The sequence below is a fragment of the Azoarcus indigens genome, assembly GCF_004361735.1.
Lineage (GTDB): Bacteria > Pseudomonadota > Gammaproteobacteria > Burkholderiales > Rhodocyclaceae > Azoarcus > Azoarcus indigens.
Genome location: NZ_SNVV01000023.1, coordinates 49,977 through 64,858, shown reverse-complemented (window position 1 = coordinate 64,858; position 14,882 = coordinate 49,977). Strand labels below are relative to the sequence as shown.

Annotated in this window: 17 protein-coding genes and 1 tRNA gene; 16 read left to right on the top strand and 2 right to left on the bottom strand. The window is 61.3% G+C overall.

What is annotated here, in order from left to right; genetic code table 11:
• Positions 1-33: 33 nt before the first annotated feature.
• The 7 genes from lipB to C7389_RS20335 all read left to right on the top strand — a co-directional run bounded on the left by lipB (position 34) and on the right by C7389_RS20335 (position 6,463).
• On the top strand, positions 34-690 hold the full coding sequence (gene lipB / locus C7389_RS20365; protein WP_133594524.1) for a lipoyl(octanoyl) transferase LipB: 657 nt from the start codon (positions 34-36) through the stop codon (positions 688-690).
• A 66-nt stretch (positions 691-756) separates the two neighbouring features.
• Positions 757-1,704: a lipoyl synthase gene (lipA, locus tag C7389_RS20360; RefSeq protein ID WP_133594494.1), complete on the top strand. Its 948-nt coding sequence runs from the start codon at positions 757-759 to the stop codon at positions 1,702-1,704.
• Positions 1,705-1,745: 41 nt separating this feature from the next.
• Positions 1,746-2,165 (top strand): hypothetical protein, encoded by a 420-nt coding sequence (locus C7389_RS20355; protein WP_133594493.1) that lies wholly within the window; start codon positions 1,746-1,748, stop codon positions 2,163-2,165.
• Between the two features lie 67 nt (positions 2,166-2,232).
• Positions 2,233-2,703, top strand: a complete 471-nt coding sequence (locus C7389_RS20350) for a DUF6152 family protein (RefSeq protein WP_133594492.1) — start codon at positions 2,233-2,235, stop codon at positions 2,701-2,703.
• Between the two features lie 96 nt (positions 2,704-2,799).
• Entirely contained in the window at positions 2,800-3,528 is a 729-nt protein-coding gene (locus C7389_RS20345; protein WP_133594491.1) for an SIMPL domain-containing protein, read from the top strand.
• Positions 3,529-3,635: 107 nt separating this feature from the next.
• Positions 3,636-4,319 carry a DUF4197 domain-containing protein gene (locus tag C7389_RS20340; RefSeq protein ID WP_133594490.1) on the top strand — a complete coding sequence of 228 codons (684 nt, stop codon included), beginning with the start codon at positions 3,636-3,638 and terminating at the stop codon, positions 4,317-4,319.
• A 143-nt stretch (positions 4,320-4,462) separates the two neighbouring features.
• Positions 4,463-6,463, top strand: coding sequence for a UvrD-helicase domain-containing protein (locus tag C7389_RS20335; protein WP_133594489.1), 2,001 nt, complete (start codon positions 4,463-4,465; stop codon positions 6,461-6,463).
• A gap of 138 nt (positions 6,464-6,601) precedes the next feature.
• On the opposite strand, the gene C7389_RS20330 is transcribed toward C7389_RS20335, so the two are convergent.
• Positions 6,602-7,060 carry a c-type cytochrome gene (locus tag C7389_RS20330; RefSeq protein ID WP_133594488.1) on the bottom strand — a complete coding sequence of 153 codons (459 nt, stop codon included), beginning with the start codon at positions 7,058-7,060 and terminating at the stop codon, positions 6,602-6,604.
• A 146-nt stretch (positions 7,061-7,206) separates the two neighbouring features.
• Between C7389_RS20330 and C7389_RS20325 the strand changes: the two genes are divergently transcribed.
• The 8 genes from C7389_RS20325 (at position 7,207) to C7389_RS20295 (ending at position 12,810) form a co-directional block, all read left to right on the top strand.
• Positions 7,207-7,283, top strand: a tRNA-Arg gene (locus C7389_RS20325).
• 411 nt (positions 7,284-7,694) lie between these two features.
• Positions 7,695-8,957, top strand: coding sequence for a replication initiation factor domain-containing protein (locus tag C7389_RS20320; protein WP_133594487.1), 1,263 nt, complete (start codon positions 7,695-7,697; stop codon positions 8,955-8,957).
• Between the two features lies 1 nt (position 8,958).
• Positions 8,959-9,270: a hypothetical protein gene (locus tag C7389_RS20315; RefSeq protein WP_133594486.1), complete on the top strand. Its 312-nt coding sequence runs from the start codon at positions 8,959-8,961 to the stop codon at positions 9,268-9,270.
• Position 9,271: 1 nt separating this feature from the next.
• Positions 9,272-9,466, top strand: a complete 195-nt coding sequence (locus tag C7389_RS20310) for a hypothetical protein (protein WP_133594485.1) — start codon at positions 9,272-9,274, stop codon at positions 9,464-9,466.
• A 67-nt stretch (positions 9,467-9,533) separates the two neighbouring features.
• Positions 9,534-9,755, top strand: coding sequence for a major capsid protein (locus tag C7389_RS24950; protein ID WP_162851794.1), 222 nt, complete (start codon positions 9,534-9,536; stop codon positions 9,753-9,755).
• A gap of 375 nt (positions 9,756-10,130) precedes the next feature.
• On the top strand, positions 10,131-11,462 hold the full coding sequence (locus C7389_RS20305) for an IgG-binding virulence factor TspB family protein (protein ID WP_133594484.1): 1,332 nt from the start codon (positions 10,131-10,133) through the stop codon (positions 11,460-11,462).
• Positions 11,459-11,734 carry a DUF2523 family protein gene (locus tag C7389_RS20300; RefSeq protein WP_133594483.1) on the top strand — a complete coding sequence of 92 codons (276 nt, stop codon included), beginning with the start codon at positions 11,459-11,461 and terminating at the stop codon, positions 11,732-11,734. The genes C7389_RS20305 and C7389_RS20300 overlap by 4 nt, the downstream gene beginning before the upstream one ends.
• Complete coding sequence (locus C7389_RS20295; RefSeq protein WP_133594482.1) at positions 11,731-12,810, top strand: zonular occludens toxin domain-containing protein; 1,080 nt, start codon at positions 11,731-11,733, stop codon at positions 12,808-12,810. The genes C7389_RS20300 and C7389_RS20295 overlap by 4 nt, the downstream gene beginning before the upstream one ends.
• A 393-nt stretch (positions 12,811-13,203) precedes the next feature.
• Here C7389_RS20295 and C7389_RS20290 read toward each other — a convergent pair whose 3' ends face one another.
• A complete protein-coding gene (locus tag C7389_RS20290; protein WP_133594481.1) occupies positions 13,204-13,473 on the bottom strand; it encodes a hypothetical protein in 270 nt (89 codons plus the stop codon).
• 472 nt (positions 13,474-13,945) lie between these two features.
• Here C7389_RS20290 and C7389_RS20285 point away from each other — a divergent pair, with 472 nt between their 5' ends.
• Positions 13,946-14,803 (top strand): tyrosine-type recombinase/integrase, encoded by an 858-nt coding sequence (locus C7389_RS20285; protein WP_133594480.1) that lies wholly within the window; start codon positions 13,946-13,948, stop codon positions 14,801-14,803.
• Positions 14,804-14,882 lie beyond the last annotated feature (79 nt).

The window sequence follows — 14,882 nt, the reverse complement described above, 5'->3', positions numbered from 1 at the left end:
GCGGGCGGCCAGCCCGCAGCCGTGGCCGGCGATCTGCTGGTCAAGCGGCTCGGCCTGGTCGACTACGAACCGGCGCTGGAGGCGATGCGCGTCTTCACCGCCGGGCGCGGCGACGACACCCCGGACCAGATCTGGCTGCTCGAACATCCGCCGGTCTACACCCTGGGTCAGGCCGGCCTCGCCGAACACCTGCTGCCCGCCGGCCGCGAAGCCGGCATCCCGCTGGTGCAGATAGACCGCGGCGGCCAGATCACCTATCACGGCCCCGGCCAGCTGGTGGCTTACCTGCTGCTGGACCTGCGCCGCCGTGGCCTCAAGGTGCGCGAGCTGGTATTCCTGATGGAGCAGGCGCTGATCGACTGCCTGGCCGATTACGGCCTCCACGCCGAGCGCAAGCCTGGCGCGCCCGGCGTCTACATCGACGGCGCCAAGATCGCCGCCCTCGGCCTGCGGGTGCGCAACGGCTGCAGCTACCACGGCCTGGCGCTGAACGTGGATGCCGATCTGGCGCCCTTCACCTGGATCAACCCCTGTGGCTACGAAGGCCTGAAGACCATCCGGCTGCGGGATTTCGGCATCGCCGACGATGTGGCCGCAGTGGGCGAACGCCTGCTGGGCCACCTGCTGCGCCTGCTGCCGCCGGTTTCCGTGACGGGTGCCGGTGTCGCCCACGCAGCGGCAGCCGACTGAAAAGCAGGCGATAATGGCGGCCGGCCGCGCTACCCGCGTGGCCGCGACCCGCAAATGAGAGAGCGTATGGATACCCCAGCCCGCAAGCAGCGCGGCGCGGAAAAAACCGCCCGCATCCCGATCAAGATCGTTCCCGCCGAACGGCTCAAGAAGCCGGAGTGGATCCGCATCAAGCTCGGCGCGGGCCAGGAAGCCGAGCGCTTCAACGAGATCAAGCAGACCCTGCGCGACCACAAGCTGCACACCGTCTGCGAAGAAGCCTCCTGCCCCAACATCCACGAATGCTTCGGCAAGGGCACGGCCACCTTCATGATCATGGGTGACATCTGTACCCGCCGCTGTCCCTTCTGCGATGTCGGCCACGGCCGCCCGGAGCCGCTCAATCCCAATGAGCCGGTGGACCTGGCCAAGACCATCGCCGCCATGCGGCTGAACTACGTGGTGATCACCTCGGTGGACCGCGACGACCTGCGCGACGGCGGCGCCCGCCACTTCGTCGAGTGCATCCAGCACACCCGCCAGGCCTCGCCGAACACCACCATCGAGGTGCTGGTGCCCGACTTCCGCGGCCGCATGGAGATCGCCCTGCAGATCTTCGCCGAGGCTACGCCGGACGTCATGAACCACAACATGGAAACCGTGCCGCGGCTGTACAAGCAGGCCCGTCCGGGTGCCGACTACGACTACTCGCTGCGCCTGCTCAAGGAATTCAAGGCCAACCATCCGGACGTGCTGACCAAGTCCGGCCTGATGGTCGGCCTGGGCGAGACCGACGAGGAAATCCTCGAAGTGATGCGCGACCTGCGCGCCCACGACGTGGACATGCTCACCATCGGCCAGTACCTGCAGCCCTCCGGCGGCCACCTGCCGGTGCTGCGCTACGTGCATCCGGACACCTTCAAGATGTTCGAGACCGAAGCGCTGAAGATGGGCTTCCGCAACGCCGCCTGCGGCCCCATGGTGCGTTCCTCCTACTGGGCCGACCAGCAGGCCCACGGCGCCGGCGTGGTCTGATGCCGGCGCGCGGCGCGGTCGCATGCGGTGCCGCCTGAGCCATGGGCGAGGCGCTGCGCGCATCCCTGTGGGCCTATCCGGCGCTGGAGGTGGGGCACATCATCGGCATCGCCCTGCTGTTCGGCAGCCTGATGGTGCTGGACTTGCGCCTCGCCGGCCTGGGTCGTGCGCTGCCGCTGGAGGCGCTGGCCCGGCTGGCGCTGCCGGTGAGCCTGGGCGGCTTCCTGCTGGCGGCCGCCAGCGGGCTGGTGATGTTCGCCGCCGATGCCGCCGGCTTGCTGACGCATCCCGCCTTCCAGCTGAAGCTCCTCCTCATCTGCGCCGCGGGGCTGAACGCAGCGCTGTTCCATGCCCGCGGCGGCTTGCGGAAGGTGGACGGAACCGCCTTCACCCAGGCGGTACTGTCCCTCGCGCTGTGGATGGGCGTCATCGCCTGCGGTCGCGCCATCGCCTACGTCTGAGAACTCCGGCGGCGCCTGTCGCATCGAACCGGCAGCCGCAGCCCGCGGTTGTCCTCCGGAGACAGAGATGGATAGACGATGCTTCCTGCTCGCCGTCGGCGCGGCCGGCATGAGCCCTGTGCTGGCGCGTGCCCACCACGGCTGGAGCGGTTTCGACACCGCCGCACCCCTTTACCTTGCCGGCACGCTGGTGTCGGTGCGCTGGCAGAACCCGCATGCGGAGCTAGTGCTGAAGCCCGCCAGCGGTCTGGCGCTGCCGGGGGATCTCGCCCAGCGCAGCCTCCCGGCGCAGACTGCGCCGCCGGAACTGGCGGACTTCCTCGCCCGCACCCGGCTCGCTACGCCGGCCGACGCGGAATGGACGCTGGAGCTGGCGCCGCTGTCCCGCCTCAGCGCCTGGAATGTGCCGCAACTGCAGGCGGGCGAAACGGTGGAGGTCATCGGCTATCGCTCCAGCCGCAGCGCCGGCCCGCTGATGCGGGTGGAGTACCTGTTCCACCGCGGGCAGGCCTACGGACTGCGTTCAGCGCCCGCCTGAGCCCGTCCGTGGCCGGCGGCTCCTTGCATTCCCTCACAGCCGCCGCGGCGCGGCTTTCCTACCATGCCGGCTTCGCATGCATGAAGGGAGTTCATCGTGGCGGATACCCGCATCGGATTTTTCCCCGCGCTGCTGCTGGGTGGCGGCATCGCCCTGGGCGGCTGGCTGGTCGGACAGGGCATGGAGCGCTTCCGCCTGGCGGACCGTTCCATCACCGTGAAGGGCCTGGCGGAGCAGGAGGTGAAGAGCGACTTCGCCATCTGGACGCTGGGCTTCCGCCGCGGCGGCAACGAGTTCGGCGCGGTGCAGCAGGCGCTCAACGGCGACCGCGAGCGCGTCATCGCCTTCCTGCGCGAGCAGGGCTTCGAGGACGCGGAGATCGAGGTGCGGCCGCTGCAGGTGCAGGATCTCTACGCCCGCGAATGGGGCTCCTCCAGCGTGCCGCTGCGCTTCAATGGCCTCGGCCAGGTGACGGTGAAGTCCGCCCGGGTGGAGGCGGTGGCGCAGGCCGCCGGCAAGGTGGACCCGCTGATCCAGGCCGGCATCCAGCTCAGCGGCGACAACGAGGGGCTGGGCGGCCCGCGCTTCCAGCTGCGCGGCTTCAACGATGCCAAGCCCCGGCTGCTGGAGGAGGCGACGCGCAACGCCCGCGAGCAGGCGACCAAGTTCGCCGCCGACGCGGGTGCCGAGCTGGGGCCACTGAAGAGCGCCAATCAGGGCGTGATCCGGGTGCTGGACGATGACGGTGGCGACAACGACAGCACGGGCCGCACCATGGGCAAGCGCCTGCGGGTGGTGAGCACCTTCGAGTTCGGGCTGGAGTGAGCCTTTCCCGGCTGCCTGCGGCATCGCCGGCTGGACAAGCCGCGTGCCTCGCAGGAGGATGGTCGCCCCGGATCGCGCCCGCGCCCCGCTAGAACCTGGAGAAGAAGATGCGCAGCCTCCTCAAGTTTTTCGCCCTGATGCTGTTCGCCATTCCCGCCTGGGCTGCCGGGCTGGCGGCTTTGAGCAGCAGCGAAGCCACCGGCGGCCTCAAGGAGGCGCTGACCCAGGGCGCCGCCCAGGCGGTGGCCGCCCTCGGCCGGCAGGACGGCTTCCTCGCCAATCCCAAGGTCAGGATTCCGCTGCCGGAGGGCCTCGCCCAGGCCGAGCCGCTACTGCGCATGAGCGGCCGTGGCAAGGATCTGGACGAGCTGGTCACCGCCATGAACCGCGCCGCCGAGGCTGCGGTGCCGGAAGCCCGCACGCTGCTGGTCGACGCGGTGAAGGCGATGAGTGTGGACGACGCCAAGCGCATCCTCAGCGGTGGCGACGACTCCGCCACCCAGTACTTCCGCAGCAAGACCGAAAGCCGCCTGACCCAGCTCTTCTTGCCGGTGGTGAAGAAGAACACCGACAAGCTGGCGCTGTCCGGCCTGTACAACCAGTTCGCCGGCCAGGGTGCCAGCCTGGGGCTGGTGAAGGCGGAAGACGCCAAGGTGGAAGGCTATGTGACGCGCAAGGCGCTGGATGGCCTGTTCCTGATGATCGCCGAGGAAGAGCGCGAGATCCGCCGCGATCCGGTATCCGCCGCCGGCAGCCTGGCGAAGAAGGTATTCGGCTCCTTGGGCCGCTGAGCGCCCTGCGGCCGGAGCCGCTGGCCCCATCGGTTAGAATTCGGTCCGCGCCGCCCTCCGGGGTGGCGCCTTCGTTTCAGCGCCGGGCCACCACCGGTTCCGGCGCCGCCCCCTCCCGTCCTGCTCAGCGTTTCCCCTGCCCGATGTCCGCCCTTCTCAATGCTCCCCAGCGCGAAGCGATCTATTACCTGGACGGCCCCTGCCTGGTGCTGGCCGGCGCCGGCAGCGGCAAGACGCGCGTCATCACCCACAAGATCGCCCACCTCATCAACGGCTGCGGCATCAGCGCCAACAACATCGGCGCCATCACCTTCACCAACAAGGCGGCGAAGGAGATGCAGGAGCGGGTTGCCCACCTGATGGGCGGCCGTGCGCCGGGCGGCCTCACCGTGTGCACCTTCCACGCCCTGGGCGTGCGCATCATCCGCCAGGAGGCGCTGCACTGCGGGCTGAAGAAGCAGTTCTCCATCCTGGACGCCTCCGACACGGTGCAGATCGTCTCCGACGTCGCCAGCGAGGGCGACAAGGGCATCGCCAAGCAGATGCAGTGGCAGATCTCGTCGTGGAAGAACGCGATGATCCCGCCGGAAGAGGCGGTGAAGCTGGCCGACAACGAGCTCTCCTTCGCCGCCGCCAAGGTCTTCGGCGAGTACGAGCGCACGCTGCGCGCCTATCAGGCGGTGGATTTCGACGACCTCATCTCGCTGCCGGTGCATCTCTTCGAGACCAACGACGAGGTGCGCGAGCGCTGGCAGAACCGCCTGCGCTATCTGCTGGTGGATGAATACCAGGACACCAACCGCGCCCAGTACCGCCTGCTGCGCCAACTCTGCGGCGTGCGCGGCGCCTTCACCGCGGTGGGCGACGACGACCAGGCCATCTACGCTTGGCGCGGCGCCGACGTCGAGAACCTGCGCCTGCTGCAGAAGGATTACCCCAAGCTGCGGGTCATCAAGCTGGAGCAGAACTACCGCTCCTCGCGCCGCATCCTGGAGGCGGCCAACACCGTCATCTCCCACAACGAGAAGCTGTTCGAGAAGACGCTGTGGTCGGAGCACGGCCCGGGCGAGCAGATCGCGGTGACCAACTGCCGCGATGCCGAGCACGAGGCCGAGTGGGTGGCGATGAAGATCACCGCCCACAAGTTCGAGGCCCGCACCCGCTTCAAGGATTACGCCATCCTCTACCGCGGCAACCATCAGGCGCGCATCATCGAGCAGCAGCTGCGCAACCAGCGCATCCCCTACGTGATGTCCGGCGGCCAGAGCTTCTTCGACCGTGCCGAGATCCGCGACCTGCTCTCCTACCTGCGCCTGCTGCTGAACCCGGACGACGACCTCGCCTTCATCCGCTCGCTGACCACGCCGCGCCGCGGCATCGGCCCCAGCACCATAGAGGCGCTGGGCCGCTACTCGGCCTCCCGCCACGTTGGCCTGTTCGCCGCGATGTTCGAGGAAGGCGCCAGCGTGCATCTCACGCCCAAGCAGCTGGAAGGGCTGCGCGAGTTCGGCGACTTCATCAACCGCATCCAGTACCGCGCCCAGCGCGAGCCCGCCGGCCAGGTGCTGGAAGACCTGCTGCTGGCGATACGCTACGAGGCCTGGCTGTTCGAGCATTGCGGCACGCGCGAGGCCGAATCCAAGTGGAGCAACGTGCGCGACTTCGTCGGCTGGCTGACGCGCAAGGGCGAGGAAGACGGCAAGAACCTGCTCGAGCTGACCCAGACCATCGCCCTGATCTCCATGCTGGACAAGGAAGACCCGGATTTCGACGGCGTCCAGCTCGCCACCCTGCACGCCTCCAAGGGGCTGGAGTTTCCCCATGTGTTCCTGATCGGCGTCGAGGAGGGCATGCTGCCGCACCAGAGCAGCATCGACGAAGACAAGGTGGATGAGGAGCGCCGGCTGATGTACGTCGGCATCACCCGCGCCCAGCGCAGCCTCAACATCACCTATTGCGAGCGGCGCAAGATGGGCAAGGAGTCCCGCGTCTGCGAGCCCAGCCGCTTCATCGCCGAGATGGGCGGCGACATCAAGATGAACGACCGCAAGGCCGCCGCGCCGGTGACCAAGGAAGAAGGCAAGGCGCGCCTGGCCAATCTGATGGCGATGCTGGAGAGCCGCGACAAGAACGGGGCCGGTTGAGCCGCAGCCAACGCTGCCCGGTAGACGGAAAAAGGGCGGCCCGGCGAGGCCGCCCTTCCTTCTCATACCCGCGCAGCGCTTCCGGCCGCACGGAGCGGGGCGCGGGGTCGTCGACCACCGCTGCCCTTGCGCATCGGTTTATTCCACCGGCGGCTCGGTGAAGCCGGCGCCCGCCTTGTTGGCGAGGAAGGCCACCGCGCGCTTCACTTCGGTGTCGGTCAGATCGCTGCCGCCGCCGCGCGGGGGCATGGCGTTCTTGCCGTGGATGGCGGAGTTGGTCAGGCCGTCGAAGCCCTGGGCCAGCCGCGGCTTCCAGGCGCCGGCGTCGCCGGACTTGGGCGCGCCCAGCACGCCCGCCTCGTGACAGCTGCCACAGATGCTCTTGTAGATCTGCTCACCGGTGCGGCTGCCCGGCGCCACCGTTTCCACCTTCAGTTCCACCCGGGCAACCGGCTGGATGAGGCTGGCGGTGAGTTCGGGATCGACCGATTCCTTCTTGCCACAGCCAGCCAGCAGCACGGCTGCGAGCACGGCGACGGCAGGCAAGGCGAGGCGTTGGGGCCGCAGGGCGGCGCTCAGGGCGCTGTGTTCCGACATGCTAGGGTCCTTTGACTGGCGCAAGACAAAGCGCGAATTATAGCCAGGTAAAAACCATAATGGCAGCGCGGATGGACATTCCTTAGCAAGCGGTATATGCTTGCGCGCCTTGCTCGGGGTGCCTCCCGCCCCGCCGCATTGCCTCCGCGCCCGTAGCTCAGCTGGATAGAGTACTGCCCTCCGAAGGCAGGGGTCGTGCGTTCGAATCGCGCCGGGCGCGCCACATTTCAAGCCGTTCGCTAGTTTTCTGGCGAGCGGCTTTTGCTTTGCGCTCCCAGAACGCGCGCTTGTCCGCGTCTTTCTCTCGTTCCGCGTTCGCCTGGGCGATGACTTCTAGTTCTTCGATGTTTAGTAGTTCTGCCACACGGGCGGCAATGTAGTCGTCCATCACGCGGCGTTCCTTTCGGTACATGGTGATGTTTGACGGTTCAAGGCCGAGTAGTCGGGCAAGTTGGTAGTCCGATGTCAGTGCGGCTCTGACTTTCACCGCGTCTAGATATTCCGTTGTCTTCAAACCTGTCTCCCGTGGGCTTTGGCCCTTCAAACGCTACGTGCGTGCTTATCGCTTGACAAGTATCAGCCGATAAGTGCATTGTCCGCACTTATCGGCTGATAAGTCATTGAGGTATGCGGCATGGCTATGCGTGTAAAGCGTCCTGAGCTGTCACCTAGCGAACTGCAACGTCTCGCCACCTTTACTGCTGAGGATTGGAAGAGGGCAATTCAGCGGCCTGAGGCTGCGACGACGCAGGAGGAGCCGCCGAAGGCCGCGTGGCCGTGGCAACGGGTTCCCCCCCCTACTAACAGGGGGGGAAACGATTGGGCGAGCTGGGCGGCTCCGCAAGAGCTAGAGCAAATTCAGCTGGTCATGCGGGATACGGACGATGTTGTTCAGGTCGCGGTCCGGAAGCCATCTCACGGTCAAGTTGCCTTTATTGACTGCTTGCGCTTCACGATTGGTTTTGAGACATGGCATCGGACCGATAAGGGGACGTTGCTTACCGATGGGCAAATCGTTCATGAGTGCTCGGCGTGGATGGAGCGGATTTTCGGATTCGGTATTACCCGTCCGGCTCCGGCTCGCCAGTTCTATGAGTGGGGTTTTGAGCTGGGCGATGGCTGCGGCTATATGGCCTACGGCGGCAAAAGCCAGAACGGCACAATGATGATTGTCATTCATGGCACGGGTTGCGCTGCTGCAAAGGATGGCTGGGAGAAGCGCTTGCATGCGTTTTTCCAGTGGGCGGCGAGGCCATGCATAACGCGTATCGACTTGGCGCACGATTGCTTTGATGGCTCCTATTTCAATGTCGATTATGCGGATCATGCTTTTGATCATGGCTGGTGGCGAATGGGTGGTCGGATGCCCTGGCATGAGCGAGTCGGTAATTGGAAACGTCCGGATGGGTCGGGCAGGACGCTATATATAGGCAGGCGAAAAAACGGTAAGTGCTGCCGTGTCTATGAGAAAGGTCGTCAGCTTGGCGACGTGCATTCGGAGTGGGTGCGCGTCGAAGTCGAATTGAAGAACGACGACAGGGTAATACCAGTCGATGCGCTCTTAGACCCGTCCGGGTATTTTTTGGGCGCTTATGATGCGCTCTGCGTGATCGGTCCGATGCTCGCACCATCTCGGATTGCGACGAAGCAGAACGCGACTCAAATCACAATTGAACGGTGCGTCGAAAACGTTCGCATCAGCTATGGCGCATATATCCGCTTCCTCCGCCAGCTGGCTGGAGATGAATTAACGCTCGATCTGATTCAGCGCAAGGATGCGGTTATTCCCGACCGTCTCAAGCTCCCAAATGAACAGCGTTGGGGTACTCCCATTCATTCAGGTCCCACGACAAGCGCCAGCGTGGATACGGCCTTATTCGGCGTATTCGGAGATTGAAATGAAATTCAAGAGCATGGTGAAGGTGCTGGGCATGAAGTCCTCCAGCGGCACGATGGATAACGGCATGGTTTTCGACAGCACTAAGGTTTATGTCGAAACCCCGTTGGACGACAGCAAGGGCACGGCAAAGGGCTACGCCACCAGTGAATACAACCTGGGCGACAGCAAGGAATACGCGCGCTACAGCAAGCTGAATTTTCCTTTCGAAGCTGAGGCAGAAATGGAAATTGTCACCAGCGGCAAGCAAACGAAAACCGTCATGCGCTCGCTTGTGCCGCTTCCCGCTCCGATTCCTGGCAAGGCGGCGTGATATGGATGCGCGCCGTGTCTATGTGGTGCAAGACCGCGAGACCGGGCGTTTCCTTTGTCCCCGCCTGGGCGATATCGGTCAGTGCGTGCTGCTTACGGAGGCTGGTCGTTTTGAAGACCCGGAGGATGCGGAGGAATCGGGTCAATACCTCTTTGAGCAGGACGCGGTTGTTGTTCCGCTGTGGGAGTTGGATTGATTTGCACGGTAATTGGGTCCGCGCCTTGCCAGCGTGGGTAGCCCTTAATTGGCAAAGGAGATGTGAGATGCAAATGACGCGAAACGTGGTGCGTAAGTACGGCGCGAAGCTCGCCGCTGTGCCGGCATTGGTAACCCTGGGTATCGGCAATGCTTTGGCCGAAGTTCCGACCGAAGTGACGGAGGGCATCGCGACTGCGAAGGCGGATGCAATGACGATCGGTGGGGCGGTGATCGGCGTGATCATCGCGATCGTGGCGTTCTTCTGGCTGCGTAGGGTACTCAAGTAATGGGTGCGCTGTATTCGGGCCGGTGCTTTAGCACTAGCGCGGATGCAGCGACTGCTTACTACTCGGGGGTGGGTCCGTCTGTTTTGGCGGGGTCGCCCCCAATTTTGTCGACCGTTGAGTGGGATGGTGTTGGTTGGTATCTCGTCAGTCGGCAGGGTGGGGCGGTCGTATCTTCCGTGGGCGCTCCAGCTATTAGTTTTGCTGAGTGCAACGCAGGTCAATCCTTTGCTGAGGGCGCTGGGCTTGGGATGCTGGTTGTCTCGGTTTGGCTTGTCGCGTGGAAATTCTCAGTGCTTAAACGGGTGATCAGGTAATGGATATCTATTTCGTTACAGGATTGGTTTGTGTGTTGGGTGCTGGCTGGATTTTGATGCGATGAGACATATCAAGCTCTTGATTTGGGCCATGCTAGGTTTTTGCCTGGGCGGTTATTCGGTATGGGCGTCGGCATCGAACGTTATTTGGTCGTCTCGGGACTCTGTCGTTGTGCGTACCGCGACGGGTGAAGTTAAGGCGGTGCCGGGCGTTCGAGTCCTGTTAGATAACATGGCAGATGGGGCCGGCGGGGTCACTGCTCGCGCGTCCCAGCCGGTTGCTGTCAATGGCGTTAAGGCAGAGCTTGCGCTTTCTAAATCTGTGCCGAAGGCATCTGTTGCGACTGCTGGTCGTGTTGCGGCTCGAGCGTTGGGTGTTGTGGGCGTTGCCATGTTGGCTTATGACGCTTATGGCCTGCTGTGGGGTGAGGATGGTTGGTTGGTTCCCGCAGAATCGGATGGCGCTCCTGAGTCAAATCGCTATTGGTGGCGCGGTAGTGGTACGAGTTGCGTGACTGCTGCCGATAAGTGCAGTTATGGGTATGTAGAGGCAATAGTAGAGAGTCAGATTCAGGCCGCCTACGGATCGACGGGATGGAGTTGGACGGGGAATTGGGTCAAGGGGGCCTATGCATCTCAGTATGGTGGGTATCGTTGGACCCGTAATTTCACAACAACTATTGGTGGGTTTAACTACGCCACGATTTATTCGAGTGCTAATCCAGATGCGCCCACTCAAACGCGTGCTGCTACTGACGCTGAGATTGAAGCTGCTTTGGCGGCTGCGCTTGCCGCAAATCCTCAGGCAGCGACAAGCGTGCTTGATAAAGGAATTTCGGTTGGATATGTCCCGGTCACTGATCCGTTGCAGGTAACGGGTCCTTCGAGCTTACAGGGGCCTAAAACAACGTCAACGACGTCTAGTCCTGCGGGTGTTACGACTACTATCAGCAATACAACTTACAACATGCATTACGACGGCGATACGGTGAGTATTACGCCGACGACTGTTACGACGACGACTTCGCCGGATGGGACTCAAGAAACGACGACGACTACAAGTGATCCGGACGGCGAATCATCCAGCGATGGTGATGATCCTCCGACACTGTGTGAAGAGCATCCGGATGCATCTGCTTGTCAAGAGTTGGGCGACCCTGAAGATGAGGATGAGTTGGAAGAGGATGAGCGGGACATTGATTTCGATCAGGAATTGTCCGCTGCGGGGTCATGTCCGTCTGATGTTGCGTTAGCGCTCCATTTTGATAATCCCGGTTTGTCGTGGAAGCCGGTGTGTGATTTCGCGTCGGGGATGCGATATGTCGTGCTTACTGCAGCGTGGCTGAGTGCTGCGGTGTTTGTCTTCTTCGTTGGGGGGAGGGCGGTCGCATGAGCTGGGCGTCATTTATCAGTGCGGGGGTCGGGGCCTGGGCGAAGAAAGCGGCGGGCTCGCTTGGTCTTGGGCTTGTTACCTATGTTGGCTTTACCGCCCTGAAGAATCAGTTTGCTGCAGCTATCCAGGGGAGCATGGGGGCGCTTTCTGGCGACGTTTATAGCGTATTGGCGCTTGGTGGCTTTGTTGATGCCGTAGGTATCTGGCTGGGAGCGCTGACTACGGTTGTTTCCTTGCTGACGATTAAGCGTTTAGGGGTTATCCAGCAATGATTACTTTGATTACGGGCACTCCGGGGGCGGGGAAGACTGCTTACGCTGTGAAGCTGTTGATGGAGTTGCAGGAGCGGGAAGCAAAGGAGGGCAAGCCGCCTCGTCCTGTGATCATCATGGGCATTCCGGAGTTGATGCTGCCTCATGATGTTGCGCCGCCGGTGGAAGAATGGACGGAGCGTGTTCCGACTGCTGAGGATGCGTCGATAGAAGAGGCGGTTTTCACATTTCCGGACGGCGCGCTTGTAATTGTCGATGAGTGCCAGAAGGTATGGCGTAATCGCGCGCGCACGTCGAAAGTGCCGGATACTGTGGCGGCTTTTGAGAAGCATCGGCACAAGGGTTTGGACTTCTGGTTGATTACCCAGTCTTACACGCTCATTGATCCGAATGTGTCGGAGCTGGTTGGCAAGCATATTCATCTGCGCGCGACGTGGGCTGGTCGTAGGCTTTATGAGTGGCCTGAAGTTACGAATCCGGACTCCCCGACGAATCGCGGCATGGCTGCTGCTGTCCGCTACACGCTGCCAAAAAATGTGTTCGGCGTTTATCGGTCGGCGAGTATGCATGTCAAACAGTCTCGTCGGATTCCAATCGCGGTGTGGGTGTTTCTGGCTGCGATTGGGATTGCGCTGTATTTCGGTAGTAAGTTCTACGGGATGATGGGGAAGTGGACAAGCGGACAAACTACGTCTGAGGCTGAGCGTAGGGTTCCTGAGCCGTCGCGTGTTCCTTTCTCTCAGTCGGGGCAGGGCCAAGCAGTGGATCGTCAAGCGCAAGCCCAGGTGCGGTCTGTGGGTGCTGGCGTTGAGGATTACGTGCCTCGCATTTCGACTCGGCCTGAAACTGCGCCGATGTATGACAGTGTGCGCCAGGTTAAAGTTATGCCGATTGTCGCGGGGTGTGTGTCGATGGGTGATCGTTGCTCTTGCTACACGCAGCAGGGTACTGATGCGTTCCTTGAGGAGGCGCAGTGTCGGGAGTTGTTGCGCAAGCCACCGTTTAATCCGTGGCAGGACCAGCAGCAGGTTGTTGCCGCCACTGCAAAGTCCTCCTTGCCGGTGCAAGGTATGTAATCGATATAATCTCCGCGTCATTGTCGGGGGTTATATGGGGCGCTTTGTTAATTTCTTAGTATTTTTCGCGATGGTTGCGGGGGTTGTAGTGATCCTTCGTACTTATACGGAAGGTTGGGTTAGGTTCCTTCTGTTTATCGTCGCGATGTTTTTGACTTTAATTGGTTTTGCTTTTTCTCATAGGTCTCCTAGATCAAGTTCGGGTTTTGCGCGTAAGCCTCCATCTTTGCAGCGCATTCCGGATTCGTTGCTTTTGGCTTGCTTGCATGATGTAGATAAGGCAAATCGTCTTGCTGCGTATGAGATGGAGCGAGCGCCGGGGATTAGTGGTGCGGAAGCTCGTAAGCGGGCTTATGAAAGATTAGTTAGGGATTTGAATGCTTAGTTTTTGTGTCAGTCACAAAAAATTCGCTTTGTATCTTGTCGTCCGAAAAATGGTTCTGCAACTTCGTGCAGGATCTTGCTGGCTGTTCCAGCGCCATCACTGCTCGCGCGGTCAATTAATCGCAGTGCTTGTTTTAACAGGCGACGGGCTTCGCGTATTCGGGCTGCAGCAGGCAGGGTGATTGGCTTTGCTTTCTGGTCGTACATGTCGCGTAGGGGCAGTGCCATCTGCCGTGCTAGGAATTCCGCGCTTTTCATGAAACTGCGTGCAATTTTCATTTCCGCTTCTCCGCTTTGAAAACTGACCGGGGCTCCTGAGCCTGAGCCCGGCGTTATCTTCCTGCCTTTGCTCGGTATGGCTTATCAGCTACCGCCGTACGCCCCATCACCATCGCCCATGCCGTTGTGGATTGCGCCGACAAAGGAAAGTCAATGGCGCGTAGCGGCGTAGCGAACCATTTACTTTCCGACTCGGTGCGATACACATCGGCGCTTATGGGCGTTGGTGATGGGGCTGTGGTAGCGCAGTGCCTGGAGCAAAGGCAGGCTCACGCAAGCGTGCTTGCGTCTGGATAGGTAGTTGGTAAGCGGAGCGCGCAGGTGAAAGGGATGTGTAAGGTGCCGTAGGCAATCCCGCAGGGATCGAAGCGAAGCGTAGCCTGTAGCAGCCCGGTCTGCGAAGCAGATTCACACAAGGCTGAAACCCGCGTGGATGCGTGGTTTCAGGACAATTTGATGGCAAAATTCGTCTATGACGTTTGACGAAGTTGTTTCTGCATATTTATCTGCTAGATCGCATCAGAATAAGAGTTCTGAGCGGGATAACTACAGCCTTAGACATTTGCATCCGCACTTTTCTGGCAAACCTATTAGAGATTTAAAGCGCGCGCATATAAGGAATTACGTCGCCCATAGGCTGAGCTCAGGAGTTAAGAGCGCTACGATTCGCCGTGAATTGCGCTTGTTTTGTGCGGCTATAAATTTTGCGCGTCTTGAATATGACTTGCATGAATTGCCTAACCCTGTTTCTAGAATTGGCGTTGAAGATTCGGAGCCTCGCGTGCGTTGGATAACGCGTGAGGATGCGGCAAGGCTTGTGCGTGAAGCGAGGGTTGGTGCTGTTCGGCCGCATTTATCGTTATTTATTCGGCTAGCGTTGAATACAGGCTGTAGGCGTGGGGAGCTGTTGAAGTTGGAGTGGTCTAGAGTTGATTTGCAGCGTCGTATGTTTTTGCTTGAGGGCAGACATACGAAACAGAGAAAAAGGCGAGTTGTGCCGTTGAATGACGATGCAATTAGAGCGTTGCAGGAAATGGCGGAATGGCAATCGGAGAATGTTCCGGGGTCGCCGTGGGTGTTTGGTTGGGAGCGTGGCTGTATTACAACGTTTAAGACTTCTTGGAGTGCGGCTTTAAAACGAGCGCAAATTACGAATTTTCGAATTCACGATTTGCGTCATACGTTCGCTAGCTGGCTTGTTATGCAAGGTGAGTCAATTTACGTCGTTAAAGAATTGCTCGGGCATTCGAGTATCACGCAAACAGAGATTTATGCACATTTGGCGCCAGATCAGGCAGCCGTTGCAGTGCAGCGACTATTGCCCTTCTGATGCGGCTGCCCTCCGAAGGCAGGGGTCGTGCGTTCGAATCGCGCCGGGCGCGCCAAACATGGAACGGCCTGCCAGCTTT

Excerpts from the sequence above, each read along its gene's own strand:
- C7389_RS20340 (WP_133594490.1), top strand. The coding sequence starts at position 3,636 with ATGCGCAGCCTCCTCAAGTTTTTCGCCCTGATGCTGTTCGCCATTCCC.
- lipA (WP_133594494.1), top strand. The coding sequence starts at position 757 with ATGGATACCCCAGCCCGCAAGCAGCGCGGCGCGGAAAAAACCGCCCGC.
- C7389_RS20285 (WP_133594480.1), top strand. The coding sequence starts at position 13,946 with ATGACGTTTGACGAAGTTGTTTCTGCATATTTATCTGCTAGATCGCAT.
- C7389_RS20330 (WP_133594488.1), bottom strand. The coding sequence starts at position 7,060 with ATGTCGGAACACAGCGCCCTGAGCGCCGCCCTGCGGCCCCAACGCCTC.
- C7389_RS20295 (WP_133594482.1), top strand. The coding sequence starts at position 11,731 with ATGATTACTTTGATTACGGGCACTCCGGGGGCGGGGAAGACTGCTTAC.
- C7389_RS20335 (WP_133594489.1), top strand. The coding sequence starts at position 4,463 with ATGTCCGCCCTTCTCAATGCTCCCCAGCGCGAAGCGATCTATTACCTG.
- C7389_RS20290 (WP_133594481.1), bottom strand. The coding sequence starts at position 13,473 with ATGAAAATTGCACGCAGTTTCATGAAAAGCGCGGAATTCCTAGCACGG.
- C7389_RS20315 (WP_133594486.1), top strand. The coding sequence starts at position 8,959 with ATGAAATTCAAGAGCATGGTGAAGGTGCTGGGCATGAAGTCCTCCAGC.
- C7389_RS20350 (WP_133594492.1), top strand. The coding sequence starts at position 2,233 with ATGGATAGACGATGCTTCCTGCTCGCCGTCGGCGCGGCCGGCATGAGC.
- C7389_RS20320 (WP_133594487.1), top strand. The coding sequence starts at position 7,695 with ATGGCTATGCGTGTAAAGCGTCCTGAGCTGTCACCTAGCGAACTGCAA.
- C7389_RS20305 (WP_133594484.1), top strand. The coding sequence starts at position 10,131 with ATGAGACATATCAAGCTCTTGATTTGGGCCATGCTAGGTTTTTGCCTG.
- C7389_RS24950 (WP_162851794.1), top strand. The coding sequence starts at position 9,534 with ATGCAAATGACGCGAAACGTGGTGCGTAAGTACGGCGCGAAGCTCGCC.
- C7389_RS20300 (WP_133594483.1), top strand. The coding sequence starts at position 11,459 with ATGAGCTGGGCGTCATTTATCAGTGCGGGGGTCGGGGCCTGGGCGAAG.
- C7389_RS20310 (WP_133594485.1), top strand. The coding sequence starts at position 9,272 with ATGGATGCGCGCCGTGTCTATGTGGTGCAAGACCGCGAGACCGGGCGT.
- C7389_RS20355 (WP_133594493.1), top strand. The coding sequence starts at position 1,746 with ATGGGCGAGGCGCTGCGCGCATCCCTGTGGGCCTATCCGGCGCTGGAG.